Genomic DNA, 23,758 nt, shown 5'->3' on the forward strand with positions numbered 1-23,758 from the left:
CGACCGCCGCGAAGGCCGCCGCGTCGCTGCGCGCGGCCAGCGCCACGACGACGAACATGACGCCGTCGCCGAACAGCAGGATGAACAGGCCCAGCAGCGACGTGACGAACGCGCCGAGCCGCCACCCCGTCAGCCGCTCGGGCGGCTTGGTCGGCCAGAGCGCGCCCGCGCCCTGGAGCAGCAACGCCAGCGCCAGCAGCAGCTGGCGCGCTTCGGGTGTCAGCTGCGGTGCGATGAGTGCGCCACCCGCCGCCGCGATGCCGCTCGCACCCGCCAGCGCCAGCAGCGCCGCCGTGATGACCACGCCGGGCGCCTTGTACCGATCGGCGAGGATCGCGGCGAGATGCGCGGGTTTGTCGCCGACCTGTGCCAGCGCGGCCGCGACCAGCGCGGCCATGAGGGCGTCCATCCCGCTAGGCTGCGAGTCGCACCGAGCACGCCGCCGCGAAGGTGTCGCACGCCGCGACGTCCTGCCGCTCGGCGCTCACCGCGTCGCGCAGCATGGCGAGCCAGCCATGGACCAGCGGGCCGCGCCCGTTGCGGCCCTCACCGCGCGCCAGCGCCGCCTCGATGAAATGCGCCACCGTCACGGTCGGGTTGAGCCCGGCGTGGTGCGCGATGTGGCGGATCTCGTCGACCGCCACCGCCATCTCGCCGTTGCGCAGATAGGGCGCGCGCACGTCGATCGCGGCGATCCGCGCCGTCAGCTCCATCCGCACCGCGTCCAGGTTCGCTGCCCGTCCCATGCCGCCCTCCACCGCTATCGACGAAGGCTGCGCCCAAAGCGATTACCGGCCGGTTAAGGCTGGCCTTATTGACTTAGCCGAGCCGTTCCGCCATGCGCCCCGGCTGTTCCGAGCGGCGGCGTCTTGCCGGCCGCTCGCTTGCATTTTCAGGATATGGGCTCATGGCCAAGCCGACTACCGTCAAGATCAAGCTCGTCAGCTCCGCCGACACCGGCTTCTTCTATGTCACCAAGAAGAACCCGCGGACCAAGACGGAGAAGCTCAGCTTCAAGAAGTACGATCCCGTCGTGCGCAAGCACGTCGACTTCAAGGAAGCGAAGATTAAATAGCTGGCACAGCGGATTAGCGCAGCTAATCCGCGACTCGACGCCAGCTACGGCTGGCGTCCGCGAAGCTGACGACCGACGACGCGGCTTTGCCGCGGCGTGGCCCTCCCGTTCCTCCCCAACTTCGACTGTGTCGCACGCGTCGCGCATGGATGCTGAACCCAGTTCAGCATGACGGGACTGCTGGCGCCGAAAGCCTACAGCAACCCGTTCACCGCCTCCATGAACCGCGCCAGGCTGATCGGCTTCGACACATAGCTCGCCGCACCCGCCGCGCGGATCCGCTCCTCGTCGTCGCGGCCGGCATAGGCGGTCACCGCCATGATCGGGATCGCGGCCAACTCCGCATCCGCCTTCAGCTCGACGATCAGCTCGAACCCCGTGACCCAAGGCATCTGGATGTCCATCACGATCAGGTCGGGACGGAATTCGCGCGTGCGCGCCACCGCCTCGCGCCCGTCACGCACCGGCTCCACCTCCAGCTCGTGCGCGCGCAGCAGATCGCTGAACAGTTTCAAATTGAGTTCGTTGTCCTCGACAACGAGCACCTTCTTTGCCACTCGGCCCCCATGTTCTCCAAGGCACGACGCTAAGCGATGCGACAGTCCGACACAAACGAAGACGGCAGCGACGACGACGCCAAGACCCTGGCGCTACGTGCCCTGATCTGGACACTGGCGGAGCAGGACCGCGCCCAGCGGCTGCTCGCGGTGACGGGTATCGAGCCCGCCGACCTGCGCGCGCGGATCGGCGACCCGGCGGTGCTCGCCGCGTCGCTCAACTTCCTGCTCGCCAACGAGGCCGATCTGGTCGCCTGCGCCGCCGACATCGGCATTCGACCCGATGCGCTCGCCGCCGCCGCACAGGAACTGGACGCATGAGGCCGCTGCTGATTACCGATTGCGACGAAGTGCTGCTCCACATGGTGAAGCATTTCCGCACCTGGCTGGACGAGCATCACGATATCGACTTTGCGATCGGCGCAGGCGACTTCCAGCAATCCATGCGCCGCCGCGACCGCGAGGGGCCACTGGAAGGCGAAGAGATGTGGAGCCTGCTCCGGGACTTCTTCCCCCGCGAGATGCACCGCCAGACGCTGGTGCCGCACGCGGCCGAGGCGCTCGGCGAGCTTGCCGAGATCGCCGACATCGTGGTGCTCACCAACCTGCACGACGAATGCCAGCAACCACGGCTTGAGCAACTCGCCGCGTTCGGGATCAATCATCGCGTGGTATGCAATCAGGGCGGAAAGGGCGAGCCGGTCGCGCGGCTGGTGGCGGAATTCGGTGATCCCGTGACGGTGTTCGTCGATGACCTGCCCGTCCACCACGCCTCCGTCGCGCGCCATGCGCCGCAGGTACATCGGCTGCATATGGTGTCCGAACCCGAGTTGGCGGGCGCGATGCCCGCCGCGCCGCAGGCGCATGTCCGAATCGACGACTGGCGCGAGGCACAGGCATGGATCGCCGCCCGCTTCGCCGCCGGCCAGCCCGCGCCAACGCTGAAGGAGCACGCATGACCATCGCCGACCGCCTGACCGAACTCGGGATCGAGCTGCCGCAAGCGGCCGCGCCGGTCGCGGCCTATGTGCCGACCGTGCTCGCCAACGGGCTGCTCCACGTCTCGGGCCAGCTGCCCTTCCGCGACGGGCAGGTCGTAACCGGGCGGCTGGGCGAAGAGGTCGACATCGCCGGTGGCCAGGCGGCCGCGCGGCTATGCGGCCTGATGCTCCTGGCGCAGGTCGACGCAGCCGTGGGGCTCGACCGGGTCGAGCGGGTCGTCAAACTGGGCGTGTTCGTCAATTCGGCCGGCAGCTTCACGCAGCAGCCCGAAGTCGCCAACGGCGCGTCCGAGCTGATGCAGGATGTGTTCGGCGAGAAGGGCCGCCACGCTCGCGCCGCCGTCGGCGTGCCGACGCTGCCGCGCGGTGCGGCGGTGGAGGTCGACGCCGTGTTCCAGGTGCGGAGCTGAGGCAATTCTCCTTCGCCGTAATGGCTGGGGAGGAGAAGGGTAGGCGACCGGTCTTCAAACCCTACATGCCCCAACAATGACCGCCGTCACCGCCCGCCTCGCCCCCGGCGTGTCCACCGTCCCCGCCGCCGACTGGGACGCTTGCGCCGGTACGGGCAATCCCTTCATCGGCCACGCCTTCCTCGCCGCGCTGGAGGCCTCGGGCAGCGTCGGCGGGCGGTCGGGCTGGCAACCGGTGCCGGTGATCGTCGACGGCGCGGACGGCAAGCCCGCCGCTGTCGCTCCCGCCTATCTCAAACAGCACAGCCAGGGCGAATATGTCTTCGATCACGGCTGGGCCGATGCATGGACGCGCGCCGGAGGTAATTACTACCCGAAGCTGCAGATCGCCGCCCCCTTTTCGCCCGTGCCCGGCCCGCGCCTGCTGCTGCGTGACCCGGCCGCCGGGCCTGCGCTAATCGCCGCGCTGGAGGCGGTCACCGACCAGCATGGCCTGTCGTCCGCGCACGCGACGTTCGTCGCCCCCGATCAGGTGGCGCTGTTCGAGGCGGCGGGATGGCTGATCCGGCAGGGAACGCAGTTTCATTGGCGCAATGACGGTTACACCAGCTTCGAGGATTTCCTCGTCCAGCTCGCCAGCCGCAAGCGCAAGGCGATCAGGAAGGAGCGCGCCGCCGCCGTCGCGGGGCTGACGATCCGCCACCTGACGGGCAGCGAGATCGGGCCGCGCGAATGGGCGGCGTTCTGGTGCTTCTATCAGGATACGGGCAGCCGGAAGTGGGGCACACCCTATCTGACGCGCACGTTCTTCCCATTGCTGGGCGAGGCGCTGGGCGACCGCGTGCTGCTGATCCTAGCCGAGCGCGACGGCATACCCATCGCCGCCGCGCTCAACCTGATCGGCAACGACACGCTGTACGGCCGGTATTGGGGGTGTACCGAAGAGGTGCCGTTCCTCCATTTCGAGCTATGCTATTACCAGGCGATCGATGCCGCGATCGCGCGCGGGCTCGCCACGGTGGAAGCGGGCGCGCAGGGCGAGCACAAGCTGGCGCGCGGCTACGTCCCCGTGCCCACCTGGTCCGCCCACTATCTGCCCGACCCGGGCTTTCGCCGCGCCGTCGCCGAGTTCCTGACACGCGAACGCGCGGCGGTGGCGCAGGAGATCGATTATCTGGGCGAGCTGACCCCGTTCCGGCGCGGCTGAACAGGCTGGCGAGGGTCGACCCGATACAGCACGTCGTCGCCGTTGCTCCACACCGGCGTCAGCCCGCGCACCAGCGCCTGCTCATAGGGCGGCGGCTGGATCAGCCAGACATAGTCGAACGCGCCCCGTGGAAACCTGGCCAGCGAGCGGCGGATCGGTCGCCACCATTCGCCCCGACACTGGCGATCGGTCACGATCTGCGAAGGATCGTGCGACCAGCCGCGCGCCGGCCCCGGCTTGACGGTCAGCTGCTGCGCGCCGGGCATCGACCATTGATCGTTGGCAAAGGCGAGGCGGCGCACCAGCAGCATGGCCGGAAGGTGCTCCAGGCGCGAATAGGCCCAGTCGTCCTGACACCGCCGCCCAACCATCGTCAGCACCCGCGCGCCGACGGGAACGCGATCCAACGCCGCGAGCGCCCGGTCATAGCGCTGATCGTACAGCCAGTAGCTCGCCGTCGTGCCGGCCAGCCGCGCGCCGAAGAAGAGCAGCCCAAGCCCCGCAAAGATCGTCGCCCCGCGCCACGACAGCCCCGGCCTTGGCCGGATCGCGATCACCGCGATCGCCAGCACGAACGGCGCCAGCCGCATGTCGGCATAGGCGGACCCGAACACAATGCGCGGCAGCACGAGGAATACCGCCGCCAGGAACGCCGCCGACACGCCGAGATGGCGCGAATATTCCAGCCCGCGATGCCGGAGGCCGACCACCAGCACCACGAACAGCAGCAGCACCGATGCAAGATCGAAGACCTGCCAACGGTCGCGCAGCATCATCGCGATCCAGTTGATCTTGGCCTGCCAGTTGAACCAGTCGGCAGTCTGCCCGGTGACGTGATCGCCCGAGCGCCAGAACACCATGAACGCGATCGGCACCGCCAGCGGCAGACAGCCGGCGCCTGCGCGCACCCAGCTCGCCAGCCAGTGGCCGTGGTGCCCCTCTTTCAACCGGTCATGCTGGCGGATCATCTCGGCGGAAAAGGCGAGCACGCCCAGCGCGCCCCAGCCAAACGTATGGCACAGCCACAACAGGCACGAGAGCGGTAGGAATAACCAGGCGCGTAACGCGAACCGCCCCTGCCGCGCGAGCCGCAGCCACAGCGCGAAGAGGTTCAGCGCGATCGCCATCGACAGCGCGTAGTTGGCGAATCCGAACTGGAACGGATAGCTGTACGCCAGCGGCAGCGCGAACAGCGCGGTCGCGGGCACGCGCCCATGCACCTCGCGCGCAATCCACAACAGCCCCGCGACCGTCAGTGCCGGGACGGTGATGACGATCAGCTTGACCGCGAGTTCGAGTCCGAACAGGCGCTCCAGCGGGATGACCAGCAGGTCGATGCCCAGATTGCCGATCAGCGACCAGCGAAAGTCATACCAGGCGCGCAGGTGCGGGACCGAATCGATCGCCAGCTGCACGCGATAGCGACCAAGATGGCCCGGCAGATCGACCAGCGGCGGAATCTCCGGCCATAGCAGCGGGATCGTCGACGCGAGCGCCAGCAGCGCCACGAACGATCGGGTCTGCCACCAGTGAAGACGGTCTCCCTGCATGGGAGGCCCTTATCGCTGCGCCGCCTATCGCGACAAGCGGCGTGCGTAGATAATGCCGCCGTCGGGCAGCGTCCGCACCGCCACCCACCCGGGCAGCGGTGTCGCCCGTGCCGGACCGGGCATCGCGGCGCAGGCGAGCGCATGGGTGACTTTCCACTGGCGGGCGATGGCCTCTGCCATGCCCGGTTCGCCGAGATAGAAGGCGTAGGCCGCGCGGTTGCCCGCCCCGTTGCGGTGATAGGGCGCCGCGATCACTGCCTGTCGGGTTCCGGCAAGGATGTACGCGCCAGCGTCGATCGGTGCCATGACGATGCCGGCGGGCAGCGCGTCGAGCGCCGCCAGCATCGCAGGAGAGGTGCAATCACCCGGGCCATGGCTCGGCGGATCAGGAGCGTGCGTCAGCGCGTCGGCGGCGAGCGGATAGAGCATCCCCGCCGACGCGGCCCATGCCCCCACCAGCCGCAGCGTTCCTCCGGCCCGCGCCGCCGTGATCGCCGCGGCCAACGCCGGGGCGGCAAGCAGCGCGCCGGCATAGGCGCCACGCAACGTCGTCAACGTCACTGCCAGCGTGGCGATCTGCAGCACCAGCAACGCCGCCCACGGCCAGGTTCGCGTGGCGCACACGCGCCAGCCGGCACAGGCCATGCCGGCCAGCATCACGCCGGCATAGCCGATCGCGGTCGCGGGCGGTGCGGCGAACATCGACTGCGCCTCGCCGACCTGGGCGAGCCACAGCCGCGCCATCGTCGCGTCGACCCCACCATAGGGCCGCAGGCAGGCGGGCGAGAGCCACAGCGCCACGCCAGCCGCCACCGCTGCGACGCCGAGCGCCACCGTTGTTCTTGCTCGCCAGCCGGTGAGCCGGCCGTCGAGCAGCGCCAGCACAAGCGGAATGGGCGCGACGGCCACCGCCGCCTGCCATGCTGCCCGCGTAAAGCCGTCGCACGCCGGATAGTCCCAGGCCGAGGTCGCGAACACGCCTTTGCCCGCAGCCAGCGCGACCAGAGCGCCGACGCCCAGACCCTGCAATCGCGCCGTCGCACCGGGCCGTGCGGCGATCCATCCAGCGGTCGCGACCACGCCGATCGCGGCTAGCATCGGCGCGGTCTCCAGCCCGACGACCAGGCTCGCGGCCGCCACCACGCCGATCGCGAACCCGGTGCCGGCACTCGCCGGCAGGAGCAGCGCAAGGACGCCGCCGAGCAGCAGCACCATCTGCAGGCCGTGATGATCGATCCGACCCGGCAGGAAGACCGTGGTCGCCGGATACGCGATCGCTGCCACCGCGAGCGCGGTCGGCGCGTGCGTCCCCAACGCCCGCGCGATGCGCGCGACGAGCAGCAGCGCGGTCGCGAAGAGCAGGAGCGGCCAGGCGACAACGGCCGCCACTTCGGCCGCGTACGTCCCGGTCAGCGGCGTCAGCATGAGGATCAGCGCGGCCGGGACGAGATCCGGCAGCCGCGACCAGTGCATCGGTGACCCGCCCGCGAGCCGATATTGCGTGACATCGGCGAACGCCTGCCCCGCCAGCCAGTCGCGGATCTGCTGCAGCCGGACGACATCGTCGGTATCCGGCAGGTGCAGCCGCGACAGCGCCGCCCAGTCGGACCACGTCCACGCCGCGCCCAAAACGAGCGCGAGCCCGATCGCCAGCAGGGCATCACGGCGGAGGTGAGTAGCGAACACCACCGTGTCGCTAGCGCGATGGCCTTTAAGGCCGGGTTACACATCCACCTCGCGCACCACGTCGGCCGCCTGCGTGATTGCCCGCTATCGCCACCTGTCTATGCTGCGCCCGGATGAACGACATGACCGACGACGGCCTTGGCAATGCCTGTGCGGGCCTCGGCGAGGATGTGCTCGTCGAACTGCGGGCCATCGCGCGCGTGGCGACGGAAGCGAACGGCCTTGTCCTGACCTTGGCAACAAAGGTGGGCGGCGCTGCCGGCGCCGTACTGGATCGCCTGCCCATCGCGGTGCGAGATCGGCTGGGCGACCTGACCGAAGCCGCCCTGCGCGAGAGCTATCGCGTCGCGTTCCGGACGCAGGATGGACCGGTTGCGGGCGAGGCGGGCTGGGCGAGCGGTCCCGGATGGCATCGCGCTGCGACGGCTGTGACGGGCGCGATCGGCGGTCTCGGCGGGATCGCGACCACGATTGCGGAACTGCCCGTCACCACCACGCTGATCCTGCGCTCGATCCAGGAGGTCGCTCGCGGCCATGGCGAGGACCTCGCCGACCCGGACGTGCGCGCCGCCTGCATCGCGGTGTTCGGCCTGGGCGGCCCCGGCCGCGCGGACGATCAGGCCGACACCGGCCTCGTCGCCGTCCGCCTGGCGCTCAGCGGCAAGACGGTCGCGCCGATGATCGCGGCGGTCCTCGCGCGCTATGGGGTGATGGTCGGGCAGAAAGCACTGGCGCAGGCGACGCCGCTGATCGGCGCAGCGGTCGGCGCGACGCTCAACCCGGCGTTCACCGGCTTCTACCAGAACATGGCCGACGTCCATTTCCGCCTGCGCAAACTGGAACGCGCGCACGACCCGGAGCGGATCGGCGCGTGCTATGACCGGATCGCGGCGAGGCTCGGCGGATGAGCCTCAAACCGTCCGCCGTTGTCGCCGAGCCCGCGTTGTTTCTGCTGCGGCTGCGCTATGGCGTGGCGACCGGCTTGTCGCGCTTCATCGAGCCGAGCCTGACGGGGCTCAAGGCGGCCAAGACCGGCGCCGCCGTCGCCGGCTCCTCGACGGTTGCCGCCACCGTCTTCGGGCATACCGCGACCGGCGGGATCATCGGCTGGCTCGGCTTGGGTTCGGCGGCGGCGACACCGGTTGGCTGGGTGGTCGCCTCGGCGATCGCCACGGGCGCGGCCGCGCTGGGCGTAAGCCGGTTCGTCGGTGACAACCGCCTGACTGCAACAGTGCCGCTGACGCTGGACACCGGGCTGGACCTGCTCGCGGTCCGGCTATTCGACTTGATGGGCGGGCTCGCCGTCCAGATCGCGGCGATCGACGGCACGGTCGCGGTCGTGGAGCGCGAAGAGATCGAGCGCCATTTCGTCCGCGATTGGGGCTATGACCTAGCGTTCGTCACCGCGAGGCTGGACCGGGTGATCGCCGCCTCGGCTGACCTGGAGGTACCTGACACGGCGCGCGACCTCGCCGAATATCAAGTCGCCAACGGCGACTGCAACGCGGACGCCATGTTACAGGATTTTTGTGGGCTTCCTGCACACCCTGGTGCTGGTCGACGGACGTCTCGACCAACGCGAGACGATGGCGATGAACGTCGTCCTGCGAGTGTTCGCGCAGGAGCTCGGGCTTGTCCGTTCGGTGGAGCGCCGAGGCACGGCGCTCCGCGATGCCACCATGCGGGGCGTCCAGGGGGTCCGCGCCGCACTCGGCGACCTGTTCGCCAGGGTTCGATCGCCGAACGGCTAGCGGTCCCGACGCCCCAGCAGCCGCAACCGCAACGCGTTCAGCTTGATGAACCCCTCCGCATCGCGCTGGTCGTAAGCGCCCTGATCGTCCTCGAACGTCACCACCTTTTCCGAATAGAGCGAATGCGGCGACTTGCGGCCGATGACGTGGGCGCCGCCCTTGTACAGCTTCAGCCGCACGGTGCCGTCGACCTTCGCCTGGCTGTGATCGATCGCCGCCTGCAGCATCTCGCGCTCGGGCGAGAACCAGAAGCCGTTATAGACCAGCTCCGCGTAACGCGGGCCGAACTCGTCCTTTAGATGCGCGGCACCCCGGTCCAGCGTCAGCTGCTCGATCGCACGGTGCGCGGTATGCAGGATCGTCCCGCCGGGCGTCTCGTACATGCCGCGCGACTTCATGCCCACGAAGCGGTTCTCGACCAGATCGAGCCGGCCGATGCCGTGGGTGCGGCCATAGTCGTTGAGCTTGGCCAGCAGCGTCGCGGGGCTCATGCCCTCGCCGTTCACCGCCACCGCGTCGCCACGCTCGAAATCGACCGTGATGACCTCGGGCGTGTCGGGCGCGGCCTCCGGGCTGTTGGTGCGGCTGAACACATAGTCAGGCACCTCCGCCCACGGATCTTCCAGCACCAGACCCTCGGACGACGTGTGCAGCAGGTTCGCGTCGGTCGAGAACGGGGCCTCGCCGCGCTTGTCGTGGGGCACCGGGATCTGATTCTTCTCGGCGAACTCCAGCAGCGCGGTACGGCTGGTGAGGTTCCACTCACGCCACGGCGCGATGACCTTGATGTCGGGCGCCAGTGCGTAATAACCGAGCTCGAAGCGGACCTGATCGTTGCCCTTGCCGGTCGCGCCATGGCTGACCGCGTCCGCGCCCACTTGCCTGGCGATCTCGATCTGCCGCTTGGCGATCAGCGGCCGCGCGATCGACGTGCCGAGCAGGTACAGCCCCTCGTACAGCGCGTTGGCGCGCATCATCGGGAAGACGTAGTCGCGGACGAACTCTTCCTTCAGGTCGTCGACGAAGATGTGCTCGGGCTTCACCCCCATCATCACCGCCTTGGCGCGCGCGGGTTCCAGCTCCTCGCCCTGCCCCAGATCGGCGGTGAAGGTGACGACCTCGCACCCCTTTTCCGCCTGCAGCCACTTCAGAATGACGCTGGTGTCGAGCCCGCCCGAATAGGCAAGGACGACTTTTTGGGGAGTATCGCTCATGGCGCGCGGCGTTAGGGCTTGCGCGCGCGAAGAGCAACGACGGGCCGCGTTCTGACAGAATTTGTCAGCCCGGTTGCGATCGCGCTAGTCTTCGACTGCGACGACCCGGCCGGGGGACCCGACGTCCCGGGGGGAGCGCCGAAATGCGCTGGTTTATGCTTTTCATAGGTTCGGCTGCGCTGGGCGCGACGGCGGTGATGGCCGTGCAGTCGAGCGGGACGATGCCCGATGCGAGCAAGCGGTATCAGCAGCGGCAGAACTGCCATGATCAGATCAACGCCGACGTGGATGCGGGCATCAAGCTGTCCGCCGCCGACCTGGCGTGGCGAGCGCGCACGAAGATGCCGCCATCGCCGGCAAACCCTGCCCGCACCCATCGGCTGCGCTGGCGAAACGCGCCGCCAATCGCTCGGTCAGCACGGGGCCGGGCATTCGGAAGCTCACCAGATTCTATCGGCGAGACCCAGCGGCGCTGTTCGAGGCCGGCTATGGGTTGGCGACCGGCACGCCTCGATCACGTAGATGGACGAGACCTACCCGCGCGCCTGAAGCGCCCGCTCGCCAGTGAGCATGTAATCGCGCGTCACCGGCAGCGCGGCGCGGCTGCGCGAGAATTGCAGCTGATAGTTGCACATCCCGCCATGCTCGAACGCGCAGATCGCACCGGCCAGATAGAAGGTCCACATCCTGAAGAACCGCTCGTCATACAGCGCAACGATCTCCGCCTCATGCGCGACGGCGCGGGCGTACCAATGCCGGATCGTCCACGCATAATGCAGCCGCAGCACCTCGACGTCGGTCGGGAACATGCGCAGCCCCTCATACGCGCGCACGATCTCCGACAGAGCGGGGTTGTAGCCGCCGGGAAAGATGTATTTCGCCGTCCACGCATCGGTGACGCCGGGTTGGCCGAGCCGGCCGATCGTGTGCAGCAGCATGACACCGTCGGGCGTCATCAGGTCGCGGCACTGGCGCATGAAGGCGCGGTAATGCGCGGGGCCGACATGCTCGAACATGCCGACCGAGACGATGCGGTCGAACTGTCCCGTCACGCGGCGATAGTCGATCAACTCGAAGCGGACCTTGTCGGCCACCCCCGCCTCGGCGGCGCGGGCGCGCGCAACCTTGAGCTGCTCCTCCGACAGCGTCACGCCCAGCACCTCGGCGCCGAGTACCTTGTTGAGGTACAGCGCCATTCCACCCCAGCCGCAGCCGATGTCGAGCACGCGCATGCCAGGCTCGATCGCCAGCTTGGCGGCGATGTGCGCCAGCTTGTCCGCCTGCGCCTGTTCCAGGCTGTTGGCCGGGTCGGTGAAATACGCGCAGCTGTACTGCCGGTCGCGGTCGAGGAAGAGCGCGTAGAGCCGATCGCTTAGATCATAATGATGCGCGACGTTGCGCTTGGCCTTGCGCTCCATGTTGAAGCGGTCGAGCCGGTATTTGACCGCGTTGAACGCACGCGCCCCCGGCGACGGCTCCAACCGGCCCTGCCCCGCCTCCCACTTGTCGTTGGCGGTCGTCAGCGTGACCAGGTCGAGCACGTCGCCCTGCTCGATCAGCAAGCGCCCGTCCATGAACGTCTCGCCTGCGCCCAGCGAAGCGTTGCGGACGATGGCGGAACCGACGCCGGCATCGGTGAAGCGTAACGCCACCGACCTGATGTCCGGGTCCGGCGTGCCGAACCGCACACGGCGGCCGTCATGATGGGTGATGGTCAGCTCGCCACGCTTCACGAAACGGCCGAGGAACAGGTCGATCAACGCCATGAGTCGGGATTACCGCTCAGATACCGGCGAACCAATCATAATCGTGGTGATCTTCCCAAAAGCCGCCCTTCCCCAGACCGGTCGCGTCCAGCGAGGCGACCGCCTCGATCCCCATCACGTATTTGGCATGCTTGTACCCCAGCTGCCGCTCGACGCGCAGCCGCACCGGGGCGCCGTGCCCGATGTCGAGCGGTCGCCCGTTCATCGCCACCGCCATGATCGTCTGCGGGTGGAAGGCATCGACCAGATCAATCGATTCGTAATAGCGATGGCCCTGGATCCGGTCCGCGCAGTGGAAGACGATAAAGCGGGCCGCGTCGCGCAGGCCGGCAAGGCGGAGCATCTGCCCCAGCAACGGGCCCTGCCATTGCCCGATCGCGCTCCAGCCCTCCACGCAATCATGTCGCGTGATCTGCGTCCGGTACGGCATCGACCTGAGCTGCGCGAGGCTCAATCGCAGCGGCCGCGCGACCAGCCCGCCGATCTGCAACCGCCAGTCGGCGAACTGCCCTGAGGCGAGCGCATTGTATTCGGGCGTGTTGGGGTTGGCCGTGCCGTTGACGCGGAACACCGGCGACATCTGGTCGGGGCGGAACTCCGGGGCGAGCGCGTTGCGATCGATCAACAGCCGTTGCAGCCCGCCGTTCAGCTTCTCGCCGGAGCGCAACAGCTCGCGCGTCGGACCCCAATTCTGCACCCGCTCGCAGCCGGTGAGCAGCGTCGCCGCGCCCCCGGCGACCAGTGCTCGGCGGGTGAGGATCATCGTGTTTGCTCCGGATCGACCTTGAACCAGCCGGTGATCATCGACCTGATCTCGCGCACCGGACCCGCCAGGATGACCAGCACCAGATGGACGATGATGAACGCCACCAACCCCCAGCAGGCGATGAAGTGGATCGACCGCGCCGACTGCCGCCCGCCGAACACGTCCAGCAGCCACGGCGCGCCCGCGTTCCAGCCCGGCGACAGCGCCAGCCCGGTCGCGATCAGCAGCGGCAGCAGCACGAACAACGCCGACGCATAGGCGATCTTCTGCAGGATGTTGAACCGCTCCGGATGCTCGGGGTCGTGGAACCGGAACGCCAGATGCTCGCGCACGTCGGCAAGCAGGTGCCTGGGCGCCAGCTCGGCGGCACGGATGCGCAGGTCGCGGGTAAAATGGCGGTTGATGAGGCTCGCGACCATGAACCACAGCAGGTTGAACGCCATGAGCAGCGCGAACAGCAGATGCCAGCGCCGCGCCAGCGCGAGATTGTAGCCCGACGGGATCGTCATCCAGGCGGGAAAGCGCGGCGGGTGGAACCAGGCCGGGTCGATGTTCGCGCCATACACCCCCCAGTAAAGATGCGGATGCGCGTTGGAGATGCTCAGCCCGCTTCCGATCATCACGATCACGACGACCGCGTTGCTCCAGTGCCACAACCGCGTCGACAGCTTGTGGCGGCGAACCCAACGCGGAGACGGAGGAGGCGCAGGCTCGCTCATCGCGCCCATATAGCACGCGGCGGCGGGCCGGTAAGGACGGAGCGGTTGCCTTGCCCTCGCGGCGAGCTAAGGAACGGCCCCGGACGCGAGAGGGCTCTTGATGAAACTGATGACCGGCAATGCCAATCGCCCGCTTGCCGGAGCGATCGCCTCCTATCTCGGCGTCGCGCTGACCGACGCCAGCGTCCGCCGCTTTGCCGACGAGGAGGTGTTCGTCGAGGTCAACGAGAACGTCCGCGGCGAGGATGTGTTCGTGATCCAGTCGACGGGGTTCCCCGCCAACGACAATTTGATGGAGCTGCTGATCATCATCGACGCGCTGAAACGCGCCTCGGCGAAGCGGATCACCGCGGTGTTGCCGTACATGGGCTATGCCAGACAGGACCGGAAACCAGGGCCCCGCACGCCGATCTCGGCCAAGCTGGTCGCCAACCTTATCACCGTGGCGGGCGCGGACCGCGTGCTGTGCGTCGATCTGCACGCGGGCCAGATCCAGGGGTTCTTCGATATCCCCACCGACAATCTATACGCGGCACCGGTCATGTCGGCGGACATCAACGTGCGCTATGCCGGGCGCAATCTGATGATCGTATCGCCCGATGTCGGCGGCGTGGTGCGCGCGCGCGTACTCGCCAAGCGACTCGGCAACGCCCCGCTCGCGATCGTCGACAAGCGCCGCGAGCGCGCGGGCGAATCGGAGGTGATGAACATCATCGGCGAGGTGGAAGGGCGGTTCTGCATCCTGGTCGACGACATCGTCGATTCGGCGGGCACGCTGTGCAACGCGGCCGCGGCGCTGAGACAGGCGGGCGCTGAGGACGTCGTCGCCTATGTCAGCCATGGCGTGCTGTCGGGCGGCGCGGTGGCGCGCGTCGAGGGCTCGGTACTATCGGAACTGGTCATCACCGATTCGATCGCCAGCGAAGCGGTCGTCGCGTCCGATCGCATCCGGCATCTGCCGCTGGCACCGCTGTTGGGCGAGGCGATCAGGCGGATTGCGGATGAGTCGAGCGTGTCGTCATTGTTCGATTAGTGCCGCTGTCACGCTGAACTTGTTTCAGCATCCACGCGACACATCAGCCGCACGCCCGACGTCGGGGTCATCGCGTGGGCCCTGAACCAAGTTCAAGGTGACGGAGAACTCAGCGCTGCGACAGGGCCACGATGTGGTCGAACACCGCCGGATGCAGCGGCTTGGCGAACGCGCAGCCATATTTAAGCTTGTCGCGCCACGCGACCACCGCCTCCAGCGCGGCGAGCCCCGGCAGCGTCAGCCACACCACCGTGCCCGGCCACAAGGTGAAGCTGGTCTCCGCGCGGAAACCCGACGCGGACAGGTCGAGCACGTCGATCTCGAATTTGGTCTGGCCGCGATCGCGCAAATGCGCGCGCATCTTGACCGCCTTGCGCAACGCGCGGCGCGATTCGTCGCTCTTGTTCAGCGGTTCGAAGGGCGGGACGAAGCGAGGCTGTTCCATGAAGCTCCGCGTAACCCGTCAGTGGTTACTTCTTCGCTAAGACCGGTGCTTGACCATCGACGGCGGCACGAACGCCTTTGCGCCCGCGCTCCTTCAGCGTCGCCTTGAGCGCCTCTGGCCTGGGCGCGACGAGGAAGCCGAAGCTCACCGTGCCCTCCCGCGTCTCCACCACGTGGTGGAGCCGATGTGCCTGGACAATGCGCTTCATGTATGCGGACTTGGGCAGATACCGCGTCGACAGTCGCCGGTGCACGACCACGTCATGAAATCCGAAGTAGATCGCGCCATAGGCCGCGATCCCGGCGCCGATCCAGGTGAACCCCGGCCACCACCCCGCCTGCACGCCGCCATACAGCAACGCGATCGACGGCACCGCGAAGATCACCGCATACAGGTCGTTCAGCTCCCAATTGCCGGTGCGCGGTCGATGATGGCTCTCGTGCAGGAACCAGCCCCACCCATGCATGATCCAGCGATGCGCCGCATAAGCGACGCCCTCCATCACCGCGATGGTCAGGAGGAAGAGAAGGATGCCGACGGACCAGGTCATCGAAGGCGGCATATAGGGTGGATTCGGGTCGGGCGATATGCTTAGGCCGGCTCAATTCCCGGTGAAAAGGCAACGCGCGTGAACATTCACGAATATCAGGCGAAGGAATTGCTGGCCAAGTTCGGCGTCCCCGTCCCCGCCGGCCATGCGGCGATGACCGTCGACGAGGCGGTCGCGGCGGCGAGCAAGCTCCCTGGCCCGCTCTATGTCGTCAAAGCGCAGATCCACGCCGGCGGCCGTGGCAAGGGCAAGTTCACCGAGCTCGGCCCGGACGCCAAGGGCGGCGTCCGGCTCGCGCGCGATCTCGACGCGGTGCGCGCGGCGGCGACCGACATGCTCGGCAACACGCTGGTGACGATCCAGACCGGCGCGCAGGGCAAGCAGGTCAACCGCCTCTACGTCACCGACGGCGTCGACATCGCGCAGGAATTCTACCTGGCGTTGCTGGTCAATCGCGCGACCGGCCGCGTGTCGATGGTCGTCTCGACCGAAGGCGGCATGGACATCGAAGCGGTCGCGCACGACACGCCCGAGAAGATCCAGACGCTCGACATCGACACCGCCACCGGCTTCATGCCGCACCACGGGCGCGCCGTCGCGAGCGCGCTCGGGCTGACGGGCGACCTCGCCAAGCAGGCCGCCTCAGTCGCATCGAAGCTGTACGCTGCCTTCCTGGGCACCGATGCCGAGCAGATCGAGATCAACCCGCTCGCGGTCACGGACGACGGCCGTCTCCTGGTGCTCGATGCCAAGGTCGCCTTCGACGGCAACGCGATGTTCCGCCACAAGGACCTGGCCGCGCTCCGCGACGAGACCGAGGAGGACGAGTCGGAGATCGAGGCGTCGAAATACGACCTCGCTTATATCAAGCTCGACGGCGACATCGGCTGCATGGTCAACGGCGCCGGGCTGGCGATGGCGACGATGGACATCATCAAGCTGAACGGCATGTTCCCGGCCAACTTCCTCGACGTCGGCGGCGGCGCCAACAAGGAGAAGGTCACGGCCGCGTTCAAGATCATCCTCGCCGATCCCAACGTGAAGGGCATCCTGGTCAACATCTTTGGCGGCATCATGAAGTGCGACATCATCGCCGACGGCATCGTCGCGGCGGCGAAGGAGGTGAACCTGTCGGTCCCTCTTGTCGTGCGGCTGGAAGGCACCAATGTGGAGCAGGGCAAGGCGATCCTGGCCGGCTCCGGCCTCGCCATCGTCCCCGCCAACGACCTGGGCGACGCCGCGCGCAAGATCGTCGCCGAGGTGAAGAAGGCGGCTTGAAGTTCAACCCGTCACGCCGGCCTTGAGCCGGGGTCCCGCTTCTTCTCGCAACGAAGAAGACAGCGGGATGCCGGCTCGAGGCCGGCATGACGAAGGAGAGAGATCGACGAATGAAAGTCATTGTCCCCGTCAAGCGCGTACTTGACTACAACGTGAAGCCCCGCGTGAAGGCGGACGGCACCGGCGTCGATCTCGCCAACGTCAAGATGAGCATGAACCCCTTCGACGAGATCGCCGTCGAGGAAGCGATTCGGCTCAAGGACAAGGGTGTCACCGAGATCGTCGCGGTCTCGATCGGCGAGGCCAAGTCGCAGGAGACGCTGCGCACTGCGCTGGCGATGGGCGCGGACCGTGCGATCCTGGTCGTCAGCGAGGAAAAGCTCGAGCCGCTCGCGGTCGCCAAGATCCTCGCCAAGATCTGCGCGGAGGAGCAGCCTTCGCTCGTGATCTGCGGCAAGCAGGCGATCGACGACGACAACAACCAGACCGGGCAGATGCTCGCCGGCCTGCTCGGCTGGGGCCAGGGGACGTTCGCCTCCAAGGTCGAACTGACCGCCGAGACCGCGACAGTGACGCGCGAAGTCGATGGTGGGGCGGAAACCGACTCCTTCAAGCTACCCGCGGTCGTCACCACGGACCTGCGTCTCAACGAACCACGCTATGCGTCACTGCCCAACATCATGAAGGCGAAGTCCAAGCCGATGGCGCAGAAGACGCCCGCCGATTACGGCGTCGACGTCGCCCCGCGCATCAAGACGCTGAAGGTGGTCGAGCCGGGCAAGCGCTCCGCCGGCGTCAAGGTCGCCGATGTCGACGAACTGGTGATGAAACTGTCCGCGATGGGGATCAAGAAGTGAAGACGCTGGTCTGGGTCGAGCATGACGGCAGTGTCGTCAAAGATTCTACGCTGTCGACGGTCGCCGCCGCCGCCAAGCTGGGCGAGGTGCATCTGCTGGTCGCCGGCCAGGGCGTCGACGGCGTCGCGCAGGCGGCCGCGAGGATCGCCGGCGTCGGCAAGGTCCATGTCGCGGACGATGCGGTTTACGCGCACGCGCTCGCCGAGAACGTCGCGCCACTCGTCGTGGAGCTGATGGGCCATCACGACGCGTTCGTCGCGCCCTCCACGACGACGGGCAAGAACATCGCGCCGCGTGTCGCCGCCCTGCTCGACGTGATGCAGATCAGCGACATTCTGTCGGTCGAGGGGCCGGACACGTTCACCCGTCCGATCTATGCCGGCAACGCGATCGCGACAGTGCAGACGTCTGATAAAAAGCTGGTGATCACCGTGCGTGGCACCGCGTTCGAGAAGGTCGCGGCCGAAGGCGGCTCTGGCACGATCGAGGCGGTGACGAGCACCGGCGACCAGGGGCTGTCGAGCTTCGAAGGCTCGGAGATCGCGAAGAACGCACGGCCCGAGCTGACCAGCGCCAAGGTAATCGTGTCCGGCGGTCGCGCGCTCGGCTCGGCCGAGAAGTTCCACGAACTGATCGACCCGCTCGCGGACGCGCTTGGCGCCGGCGTCGGGGCGAGCCGTGCGGCGGTCGACGCGGGCTATGCGCCCAACGACTATCAGGTCGGCCAGACCGGCAAGATCGTCGCCCCCGAGGTTTATGTCGCGGTCGGCATCTCCGGCGCGATCCAGCATCTGGCGGGCATGAAGGATTCAAAGACCATCATCGCCATCAACAAGGACGCCGACGCCCCGATCTTCCAGGTCGCGGACCTCGGGCTGGTGGGTGACCTGTTCAAGGTGGTGCCGGAACTGACGGAGAAGCTTGGCGCTGGTGCGTGAGAGCGGCCTTAACTGGAATGAGCACGGGGCGGCGCGACATGATCGTGCCGCCCTTCCTATTCTATCTCCGCTCGAGGTCTCGCTCGCAACCATCGAACAGCAACGCGCAGGCGTCCGGCTGCACGGAGTCGCTCAACTAAAGCCACTACTCGCGCCAGGCAGTGCAATTGGGAACATCGCGGCGACTTATCTGGGCTCTGCGGCCCGCCCTGTGCGAGTAATCCTATTCGACAAGACGCCTGGAACAAATTGGGCGCTCGGCTGGCATCAGGATCGCACGGTCGCGGTGCGCGCGCGGCACGAATTGCCCGGCTGGGGACCTTGGTCGAGCAAGGCCGGCGTTCAGCATGTAGAGCCGCCTTTCGAGATCATCGCGCGCATGGTGACGATACGGATTCACCTCGATCCGGTGCCGAAGGACAACGCGCCGCTGCTGATCGCTCCCGGTTCGCATCGGCTAGGACGTGTGTCCGAACCGGAGATCCACGCGGCCGTGCAGCGTTGCGGGACAGCGACCTGCCTCGCCGAACGCGCCGATGTGTGGGTCTACGCCACGTCGATCCTGCATGCATCGGCTGCTTCGAGCGGACACGGCCATCGCCGTGTGCTGCAGATAGACTATTCAGCGGAGAAGCTGCCGGTGCCGCTCGAATGGCTCGGTATCTGATTCGTCGTACAACGACCAAGTCATTGCGCCCGCGCCCCTTACCCCCGACATAGCTCCCATGTCCGCCCGCCCCGGATCCGTCACCGCCGTGCTCGGGCCGACCAACACCGGCAAGACGCATCTCGCGATCGAGCGGATGTGCGGGCATTCATCCGGCATCATCGGCTTCCCGCTGCGGCTGCTCGCGCGCGAGGTCTATGACCGGGTGGTCGCGATCAAGGGCAGGGAGCGCGTGGCACTCGTCACCGGCGAGGAGAAGATCGTCCCGCCCGACGCGCGCTGGTTCCTGTGCACCGCCGAATCGATGCCGAGCCACGAAGCGTCGTTCGTGGCACTCGACGAGGCGCAGCTGGGTGCGGACCCCGAGCGCGGCCACGTCTTTACCGATCGCCTGCTGCGGTTTCGCGGCCGCGACGAGACGATGATCCTCGGTTCCGAAGCGTTGCGCCCGATGATCCGCGCGTTGGTGCCCGATGCCGAGATTGTCGCGCGGCCACGCTTTTCGACGCTGACCTATGCGGGTGCCAAGAAGATCAGCCGGCTACCCAAGCGGACCGCGATCGTCGCGTTCAGCGCCGAGGAGGTGTACGCCGTCGCCGAGATGCTGCGACGCCTGCGCGGGGGCGCAGCGGTGGTGATGGGCGCGCTCAGCCCCCGCACCCGTAACGCGCAGGTGGCGATGTTCCAGGCGGGCGAGGTGGATTACCTAGTCGCGACCGATGCGATCGGCATGGGGCTGAACATGGACGTGGCGCATGTCGCGTTCGCGTCGCTGCACAAGTTCGATGGTCGTCGCCAGCGCCGCCTGACCGTCGCCGAGATGGCGCAGATCGCCGGCCGCGCGGGTCGCCACCAGCGCGACGGGACGTTCGGGTCGGTGACGGAGGAAGGACCGGGCGCGTTCGGGCCGGAGGAGGTGCTGGCGATCGAGGAACACCGCTTCCCGCGCCTGGAGCATCTCTACTGGCGCGACGGCGAGCCCGACCTGTCGAGCATCGACGCGCTGATCGCCAGCCTGGAGCGTCGGCCCGACGACCCCGTGCTGCGACCCGCCTCGCAGGCGCTCGATCTCGGGGTGCTCAAGCGCCTGGCGGACGATCCGGAGGTGCGCGACCGGGTGCGCTCGCCATCGGCGGTCGCGCGGCTGTGGGCGGCGTGCGGTGTGCCCGACTTCCGCAAGGTCGGACTCGACCCGCACGCGCGCTTCGTGGCGCGGCTGCACGGCTATCTCAGCAGTGGGAACGGCTATGTCCCGCACCAATGGTTCGCCGACGAGATCGCGCGGCTCGACACGGTGGCGGGCGATGTCGAAGTGCTGGCCGGGCGCGTCGCCGCCGTGCGCACCTGGGCCTATATCGCCCACCGCCCGAACTGGCTCGCCGACCCCGCGCATTGGGCGGAGCGCACGCGCGCGATCGAGGAGCGCCTGTCCGACGCGCTGCACGCAAGCCTGACCCAGCGCTTCGTCGACAAGCGTACCACCGCGCTGATGCGCCAGATCGGCGCGGGCGCGAGCGCGATGCCGGTGGTGATCGGCGCCGAGGGCGAGGTGCTGGTCGAGGATCACCCGATCGGCCGCCTCGACGGCTTCCGCTTCACCGTGGCGGCGGACGCGCGAGCGGGCGACAAGCGCTTGCTGCTGGCGGCGGCGGAACAGCGGCTGGGCGGCGAGCGTGCCGCGCGGGCAAGAGCATTGGTGGCGGCGGGGGACGAGGCGTTCGAACTGAAAGTCGAGATCACGCCGTCGGCACAGCCCCTCCCCGGCGAAAGCCGGGGCCCAGCTCCCACTGAGGATTGCCGGGAAAGCGGCAGTCGGCGCAAAGCGCCGACACTGGGCCCCGGCTTTGGCCGGGGAAGTGATGAGGCCGAGGCCGCACCCACGATCCGCTGGCAGTCCCACCCCATCGCCACCCTCGCCTCCGGGCCTTCCCCCGCCCGCCCCCAGATCAAACTCGACCGCAGCCTCGACGCGCTCGAGCCCCCCGCGCGTGCCGCGATCAAGGTGCGGGTGGAACGATGGCTGGCGGATCAGCTCGCGCGTCGCGTCTCCGCCCTTGTGCGCCTGGCAGACCTGTCCCGCGACCGTGACGTCAGCCCGGCATTGCGCGTTATCGCGGGCGCGCTGGAGGCGGCAGGCGGCATCGCGCCGCGCCGCCCGCTTGCCGTATCGCTCGACGCGCTGCCGCTGCCAGAGCGCAGGCTGCTGCGGCAGGCCGGCGTGACGGTCGGCGCGCTCGACCTGTTCGCGCCCGCGCTGCTCAAGCCGGACGCTGCGCGTTGGCGTCGCACGCTGCTGTCGCTCAAGGGCGACGCGCCGCCGCTGCCGCCGACCGGTGCCACGGTGCTGCCACGCGCTACGGGCGGCGCGACGCTGGCCGCCGGCTTTCGCCCGATCGGGGCGCAGGCGGTGCGCGTCGATCTGGTAGAACGGATCGCGGGCGCGGCGTTCGAGGCACGATCCGGACGCAAGCCCTTCACGCCCGACCCGGCGCTCGCCACGTCGATCGGGCTGGAGCCAGCGACGCTCGCACGGCTGATGGCGGAACTGGGCTTTCGCCAGGTCGCGGGTGAGGAGGGGCAATGGGCGTGGCGCGGCCGCCCGCCTGTCCGCCCGGTTGCGCCGACGGCGCGCCCCGACAGCGCGTTCGCCGCGCTAGCCGACTGGGGTGCGGGTGGCTGACACCATGCGGCTCGACCGTTTCCTGTGGTGGGTGCGGCTGGCAAAGACCCGTTCCGCCGCACAGGCGCTCGCAGCCGACGGCCGGCTGCGTATCGACGGACGCCCGATCGACCGCGCGCATGCCGCGGTGCGGGTCGGCAACGTGCTGACCTATGCCAGCGGTCAGCACGTGCGCGTGGTGCGCGTCGAGGCGCTGCCCGCGCGGCGTGGCCCGGCGCCCGAGGCGCAGGCGTGTTACGCCGACCTTTTAGGCTCGGCGGCCCCTGCAAACGTCTCGCAACAGTCCGCGTCCGATTGACGCCTATCGGAACGCGGCATAGCAGCGTCGCGTTCAACGCCGGGCCGGCCCGGCATTGGGGGAAGATCAATGACCTACGTCGTTACCGACGCCTGCATCCGCTGCAAGTACATGGACTGCGTCGAGGTTTGCCCCGTGGATTGCTTCTACGAAGGCGAGACGATGCTGGTCATCAACCCGTCCGAATGCATCGACTGCGGCGTATGCGAGCCCGAATGTCCGGCCGAGGCGATCCTGCCCGACACCGAGGCGAACCTGGAGCAGTGGCTGGAGCTCAACGCCACCTTCTCCGCCAATTGGCCCAACGTCACGCGCAAGGCCGATCAGACCCCCGCGGACGCCGACGAGCACAAGGGCGAGGCGGGCAAGTACGACAAGTATTTCACCCCAGATGCCGGGGCCGGCGACTAAGGCGCAAGCGCGGCAGCCGGCCACGCCCGGCTGACTCGCGCCAGCCCGGCCGGCGACGGCCCCCCGCAAAGTTTTATTTTGCAGGGCGCCCCGGTGTCGGCACCGCCGAACCCGTTCGACGACGCTTGGGAAGCCAAAGTGCGCCAGCTATCCTGACGGAAAGCTAGCAATTTTCTTACAACCATGTTAATGGTGCCGCGACGGGCGATTCCGCCCGCTTGTGAACATCTGCATCTTTTTCGTGAACTTGGCTCGGGCGGCTAGCCCGACGTCATCGCGACGGATGCGCTGCAAGGAAAGGCCATCCATGGCTGCCAAGGCGCTGCTCTTCGACGTCGGCGATTACGTCGTTTATCCCAAGCACGGCGTCGGCCGCGTGATCGAGCTGCAGAAGCAGGAGATCGCCGGGCTCAGCCTCGAACTTTACGTGCTGCGTTTCGAGAAGGAGCGCATGACGCTCCGGGTGCCGACCAACAAGGCCGAAGCGGTCGGGATGCGCAAGCTGTCGTCCGACAAGACGATGCGCGAGGCGATGGACACGCTCAAGGGCAAGCCGAAGGTCAAGCGCACCATGTGGTCCAGGCGGGCGCAGGAATATGAGGCGAAGATCAACTCGGGCGATCTCGTCTCGATCGCCGAGGTGACCCGCGATCTGTTCCGCGCCGAGGACCAGCCGGAGCAGAGCTATTCCGAGCGCCAGATCTTCGAAGCCGCATGCTCGCGCCTCGCGCGCGAACTCGCCGCGATGGAGCAGATCGACGAACCGGGTGCGCAGGTGAAGATCCTCGACATCCTCCGCGCGGCGGCGGCGATCTACAACAAGGACAAGGTGCCGGCCTGAGGCCGAACCTCGGTCAACGTGGCTCCTGTTCAAGGGTCCATGCGAGCCGGTTGCAGCT

General features: G+C 68.0%; 28 protein-coding genes. 16 read left to right on the forward strand and 12 right to left on the reverse strand.

Annotation, left to right across the window (positions count from 1 at the left end; genetic code table 11):
• Together JWN21_RS13405 and JWN21_RS13410 are read right to left on the reverse strand one after the other, a co-directional pair.
• Positions 1 to 397, reverse strand: a 397-nt coding sequence (locus JWN21_RS13405; protein WP_299651160.1) for a TMEM165/GDT1 family protein, incomplete at its 3' end; no start/stop codon positions are given.
• Positions 398 to 413: 16 nt separating this feature from the next.
• Positions 414 to 746, reverse strand: a complete 333-nt coding sequence (locus JWN21_RS13410; RefSeq protein ID WP_299651163.1) for a hypothetical protein — start codon at positions 744 to 746, stop codon at positions 414 to 416.
• Positions 747 to 907: 161 nt separating this feature from the next.
• Here JWN21_RS13410 and rpmG point away from each other — a divergent pair, with 161 nt between their 5' ends.
• The gene (rpmG, locus tag JWN21_RS13415; protein ID WP_055844439.1) at positions 908 to 1,075 is read left to right on the forward strand and encodes a 50S ribosomal protein L33; all 168 of its coding nucleotides are present in this window, start codon (positions 908 to 910) and stop codon (positions 1,073 to 1,075) included.
• 194 nt (positions 1,076 to 1,269) lie between these two features.
• On the opposite strand, the gene JWN21_RS13420 is transcribed toward rpmG, so the two are convergent.
• Positions 1,270 to 1,632, reverse strand: a complete 363-nt coding sequence (locus JWN21_RS13420; RefSeq protein WP_299651174.1) for a response regulator — start codon at positions 1,630 to 1,632, stop codon at positions 1,270 to 1,272.
• A gap of 36 nt (positions 1,633 to 1,668) precedes the next feature.
• On the opposite strand from JWN21_RS13420, the gene JWN21_RS13425 reads away from it, so the two are divergent.
• From JWN21_RS13425 to JWN21_RS13440, 4 genes are all read left to right on the forward strand, one after another.
• Complete coding sequence (locus tag JWN21_RS13425) at positions 1,669 to 1,953, forward strand: DUF3572 domain-containing protein (protein ID WP_299651177.1); 285 nt, start codon at positions 1,669 to 1,671, stop codon at positions 1,951 to 1,953.
• Entirely contained in the window at positions 1,950 to 2,591 is a 642-nt protein-coding gene (locus JWN21_RS13430) for an HAD family hydrolase (protein WP_299651180.1), read from the forward strand. The genes JWN21_RS13425 and JWN21_RS13430 overlap by 4 nt, the downstream gene beginning before the upstream one ends.
• On the forward strand, positions 2,588 to 3,043 hold the full coding sequence (locus JWN21_RS13435; RefSeq protein ID WP_299651183.1) for a RidA family protein: 456 nt from the start codon (positions 2,588 to 2,590) through the stop codon (positions 3,041 to 3,043). The genes JWN21_RS13430 and JWN21_RS13435 overlap by 4 nt, the downstream gene beginning before the upstream one ends.
• A gap of 76 nt (positions 3,044 to 3,119) precedes the next feature.
• Positions 3,120 to 4,250 carry a GNAT family N-acetyltransferase gene (locus JWN21_RS13440; RefSeq protein ID WP_299651186.1) on the forward strand — a complete coding sequence of 377 codons (1,131 nt, stop codon included), beginning with the start codon at positions 3,120 to 3,122 and terminating at the stop codon, positions 4,248 to 4,250.
• Here JWN21_RS13440 and JWN21_RS13445 read toward each other — a convergent pair.
• Both JWN21_RS13445 and JWN21_RS13450 read right to left on the reverse strand, forming a co-directional pair.
• Entirely contained in the window at positions 4,214 to 5,800 is a 1,587-nt protein-coding gene (locus JWN21_RS13445) for a hypothetical protein (protein WP_299651190.1), read from the reverse strand. The genes JWN21_RS13440 and JWN21_RS13445 overlap by 37 nt on opposite strands.
• A gap of 24 nt (positions 5,801 to 5,824) precedes the next feature.
• A complete protein-coding gene (locus JWN21_RS13450; RefSeq protein WP_299651193.1) occupies positions 5,825 to 7,489 on the reverse strand; it encodes a hypothetical protein in 1,665 nt (554 codons plus the stop codon).
• Positions 7,490 to 7,599: 110 nt separating this feature from the next.
• Between JWN21_RS13450 and JWN21_RS13455 the strand changes: the two genes are divergently transcribed.
• Positions 7,600 to 8,394 carry an EcsC family protein gene (locus tag JWN21_RS13455; protein ID WP_299651196.1) on the forward strand — a complete coding sequence of 265 codons (795 nt, stop codon included), beginning with the start codon at positions 7,600 to 7,602 and terminating at the stop codon, positions 8,392 to 8,394.
• 55 nt (positions 8,395 to 8,449) lie between these two features.
• On the opposite strand, the gene JWN21_RS13460 is transcribed toward JWN21_RS13455, so the two are convergent.
• A complete protein-coding gene (locus JWN21_RS13460) occupies positions 8,450 to 8,737 on the reverse strand; it encodes a hypothetical protein (RefSeq protein ID WP_299651199.1) in 288 nt (95 codons plus the stop codon).
• Positions 8,738 to 9,015: 278 nt separating this feature from the next.
• Between JWN21_RS13460 and JWN21_RS13465 the strand changes: the two genes are divergently transcribed.
• Positions 9,016 to 9,237, forward strand: coding sequence for a hypothetical protein (locus tag JWN21_RS13465; protein ID WP_299651201.1), 222 nt, complete (start codon positions 9,016 to 9,018; stop codon positions 9,235 to 9,237).
• Here JWN21_RS13465 and JWN21_RS13470 read toward each other — a convergent pair.
• The 4 genes from JWN21_RS13470 to JWN21_RS13485 all read right to left on the reverse strand — a co-directional run bounded on the left by JWN21_RS13470 (position 9,234) and on the right by JWN21_RS13485 (position 13,702).
• Positions 9,234 to 10,451: an argininosuccinate synthase gene (locus JWN21_RS13470; protein WP_299651204.1), complete on the reverse strand. Its 1,218-nt coding sequence runs from the start codon at positions 10,449 to 10,451 to the stop codon at positions 9,234 to 9,236. The genes JWN21_RS13465 and JWN21_RS13470 overlap by 4 nt on opposite strands.
• 533 nt (positions 10,452 to 10,984) lie before the next feature.
• Positions 10,985 to 12,217, reverse strand: coding sequence for a cyclopropane-fatty-acyl-phospholipid synthase family protein (locus JWN21_RS13475; protein ID WP_299651207.1), 1,233 nt, complete (start codon positions 12,215 to 12,217; stop codon positions 10,985 to 10,987).
• A 16-nt stretch (positions 12,218 to 12,233) separates the two neighbouring features.
• Positions 12,234 to 12,980, reverse strand: a complete 747-nt coding sequence (locus JWN21_RS13480) for a molybdopterin-dependent oxidoreductase (RefSeq protein WP_299651210.1) — start codon at positions 12,978 to 12,980, stop codon at positions 12,234 to 12,236.
• Entirely contained in the window at positions 12,977 to 13,702 is a 726-nt protein-coding gene (locus JWN21_RS13485) for a cytochrome b/b6 domain-containing protein (protein WP_299651213.1), read from the reverse strand. The genes JWN21_RS13480 and JWN21_RS13485 overlap by 4 nt, the downstream gene beginning before the upstream one ends.
• A 100-nt stretch (positions 13,703 to 13,802) precedes the next feature.
• Between JWN21_RS13485 and JWN21_RS13490 the strand changes: the two genes are divergently transcribed.
• Positions 13,803 to 14,735 (forward strand): ribose-phosphate pyrophosphokinase, encoded by a 933-nt coding sequence (locus tag JWN21_RS13490; protein ID WP_299651216.1) that lies wholly within the window; start codon positions 13,803 to 13,805, stop codon positions 14,733 to 14,735.
• A 109-nt stretch (positions 14,736 to 14,844) separates the two neighbouring features.
• Here the strand turns inward: JWN21_RS13490 and JWN21_RS13495 are convergent, their stop codons facing one another.
• Positions 14,845 to 15,180, reverse strand: a complete 336-nt coding sequence (locus tag JWN21_RS13495; RefSeq protein ID WP_299651219.1) for a PilZ domain-containing protein — start codon at positions 15,178 to 15,180, stop codon at positions 14,845 to 14,847.
• 25 nt (positions 15,181 to 15,205) lie between these two features.
• Positions 15,206 to 15,730 (reverse strand): sterol desaturase family protein, encoded by a 525-nt coding sequence (locus tag JWN21_RS13500; protein WP_299651222.1) that lies wholly within the window; start codon positions 15,728 to 15,730, stop codon positions 15,206 to 15,208.
• A gap of 78 nt (positions 15,731 to 15,808) precedes the next feature.
• Here JWN21_RS13500 and sucC point away from each other — a divergent pair, with 78 nt between their 5' ends.
• The 8 genes from sucC (at position 15,809) to JWN21_RS13540 (ending at position 23,700) form a co-directional block, all read left to right on the forward strand.
• Entirely contained in the window at positions 15,809 to 17,008 is a 1,200-nt protein-coding gene (gene sucC, locus JWN21_RS13505; protein ID WP_299651225.1) for an ADP-forming succinate--CoA ligase subunit beta, read from the forward strand.
• A gap of 110 nt (positions 17,009 to 17,118) precedes the next feature.
• Positions 17,119 to 17,865, forward strand: a complete 747-nt coding sequence (locus tag JWN21_RS13510) for an electron transfer flavoprotein subunit beta/FixA family protein (RefSeq protein WP_299651228.1) — start codon at positions 17,119 to 17,121, stop codon at positions 17,863 to 17,865.
• Positions 17,862 to 18,803, forward strand: coding sequence for an electron transfer flavoprotein subunit alpha/FixB family protein (locus tag JWN21_RS13515; protein ID WP_299651231.1), 942 nt, complete (start codon positions 17,862 to 17,864; stop codon positions 18,801 to 18,803). The genes JWN21_RS13510 and JWN21_RS13515 overlap by 4 nt, the downstream gene beginning before the upstream one ends.
• On the forward strand, positions 18,796 to 19,470 hold the full coding sequence (locus JWN21_RS13520; protein WP_299651368.1) for a phytanoyl-CoA dioxygenase family protein: 675 nt from the start codon (positions 18,796 to 18,798) through the stop codon (positions 19,468 to 19,470). Before JWN21_RS13515 ends, JWN21_RS13520 begins: the two co-directional genes overlap by 8 nt.
• 58 nt (positions 19,471 to 19,528) lie before the next feature.
• The gene (locus JWN21_RS13525) at positions 19,529 to 22,150 is read left to right on the forward strand and encodes a helicase-related protein (RefSeq protein ID WP_299651234.1); all 2,622 of its coding nucleotides are present in this window, start codon (positions 19,529 to 19,531) and stop codon (positions 22,148 to 22,150) included.
• Between the two features lie 4 nt (positions 22,151 to 22,154).
• Positions 22,155 to 22,448, forward strand: coding sequence for a S4 domain-containing protein (locus JWN21_RS13530; protein ID WP_299651371.1), 294 nt, complete (start codon positions 22,155 to 22,157; stop codon positions 22,446 to 22,448).
• 69 nt (positions 22,449 to 22,517) lie between these two features.
• Positions 22,518 to 22,859: a ferredoxin FdxA gene (gene fdxA, locus JWN21_RS13535; protein ID WP_299651237.1), complete on the forward strand. Its 342-nt coding sequence runs from the start codon at positions 22,518 to 22,520 to the stop codon at positions 22,857 to 22,859.
• A 307-nt stretch (positions 22,860 to 23,166) separates the two neighbouring features.
• Complete coding sequence (locus JWN21_RS13540; protein ID WP_299651240.1) at positions 23,167 to 23,700, forward strand: CarD family transcriptional regulator; 534 nt, start codon at positions 23,167 to 23,169, stop codon at positions 23,698 to 23,700.
• The last annotated feature ends 58 nt before the right edge of the window (positions 23,701 to 23,758 follow it).

It is taken from the genome of Sphingomonas bacterium (assembly GCF_028292945.1).
GTDB lineage: Bacteria > Pseudomonadota > Alphaproteobacteria > Sphingomonadales > Sphingomonadaceae > Sphingomonas.

Bases quoted from the DNA above. Each gene is read 5' to 3' on its own strand.
- JWN21_RS13410 (WP_299651163.1), bottom strand. From the start codon at position 746: ATGGGACGGGCAGCGAACCTGGACGCGGTGCGGATGGAGCTGACGGCG.
- rpmG (WP_055844439.1), top strand. From the start codon at position 908: ATGGCCAAGCCGACTACCGTCAAGATCAAGCTCGTCAGCTCCGCCGAC.
- JWN21_RS13425 (WP_299651177.1), top strand. From the start codon at position 1,669: ATGCGACAGTCCGACACAAACGAAGACGGCAGCGACGACGACGCCAAG.
- JWN21_RS13430 (WP_299651180.1), top strand. From the start codon at position 1,950: ATGAGGCCGCTGCTGATTACCGATTGCGACGAAGTGCTGCTCCACATG.
- JWN21_RS13435 (WP_299651183.1), top strand. From the start codon at position 2,588: ATGACCATCGCCGACCGCCTGACCGAACTCGGGATCGAGCTGCCGCAA.
- JWN21_RS13440 (WP_299651186.1), top strand. From the start codon at position 3,120: ATGACCGCCGTCACCGCCCGCCTCGCCCCCGGCGTGTCCACCGTCCCC.
- JWN21_RS13445 (WP_299651190.1), bottom strand. From the start codon at position 5,800: ATGCAGGGAGACCGTCTTCACTGGTGGCAGACCCGATCGTTCGTGGCG.
- JWN21_RS13455 (WP_299651196.1), top strand. From the start codon at position 7,600: ATGAACGACATGACCGACGACGGCCTTGGCAATGCCTGTGCGGGCCTC.
- JWN21_RS13470 (WP_299651204.1), bottom strand. From the start codon at position 10,451: ATGAGCGATACTCCCCAAAAAGTCGTCCTTGCCTATTCGGGCGGGCTC.
- JWN21_RS13475 (WP_299651207.1), bottom strand. From the start codon at position 12,217: ATGGCGTTGATCGACCTGTTCCTCGGCCGTTTCGTGAAGCGTGGCGAG.
- JWN21_RS13480 (WP_299651210.1), bottom strand. From the start codon at position 12,980: ATGATCCTCACCCGCCGAGCACTGGTCGCCGGGGGCGCGGCGACGCTG.
- JWN21_RS13485 (WP_299651213.1), bottom strand. From the start codon at position 13,702: ATGAGCGAGCCTGCGCCTCCTCCGTCTCCGCGTTGGGTTCGCCGCCAC.
- JWN21_RS13490 (WP_299651216.1), top strand. From the start codon at position 13,803: ATGAAACTGATGACCGGCAATGCCAATCGCCCGCTTGCCGGAGCGATC.
- JWN21_RS13495 (WP_299651219.1), bottom strand. From the start codon at position 15,180: ATGGAACAGCCTCGCTTCGTCCCGCCCTTCGAACCGCTGAACAAGAGC.
- JWN21_RS13500 (WP_299651222.1), bottom strand. From the start codon at position 15,730: ATGACCTGGTCCGTCGGCATCCTTCTCTTCCTCCTGACCATCGCGGTG.
- JWN21_RS13510 (WP_299651228.1), top strand. From the start codon at position 17,119: ATGAAAGTCATTGTCCCCGTCAAGCGCGTACTTGACTACAACGTGAAG.
- JWN21_RS13525 (WP_299651234.1), top strand. From the start codon at position 19,529: ATGTCCGCCCGCCCCGGATCCGTCACCGCCGTGCTCGGGCCGACCAAC.
- JWN21_RS13530 (WP_299651371.1), top strand. From the start codon at position 22,155: ATGCGGCTCGACCGTTTCCTGTGGTGGGTGCGGCTGGCAAAGACCCGT.
- fdxA (WP_299651237.1), top strand. From the start codon at position 22,518: ATGACCTACGTCGTTACCGACGCCTGCATCCGCTGCAAGTACATGGAC.
- JWN21_RS13540 (WP_299651240.1), top strand. From the start codon at position 23,167: ATGGCTGCCAAGGCGCTGCTCTTCGACGTCGGCGATTACGTCGTTTAT.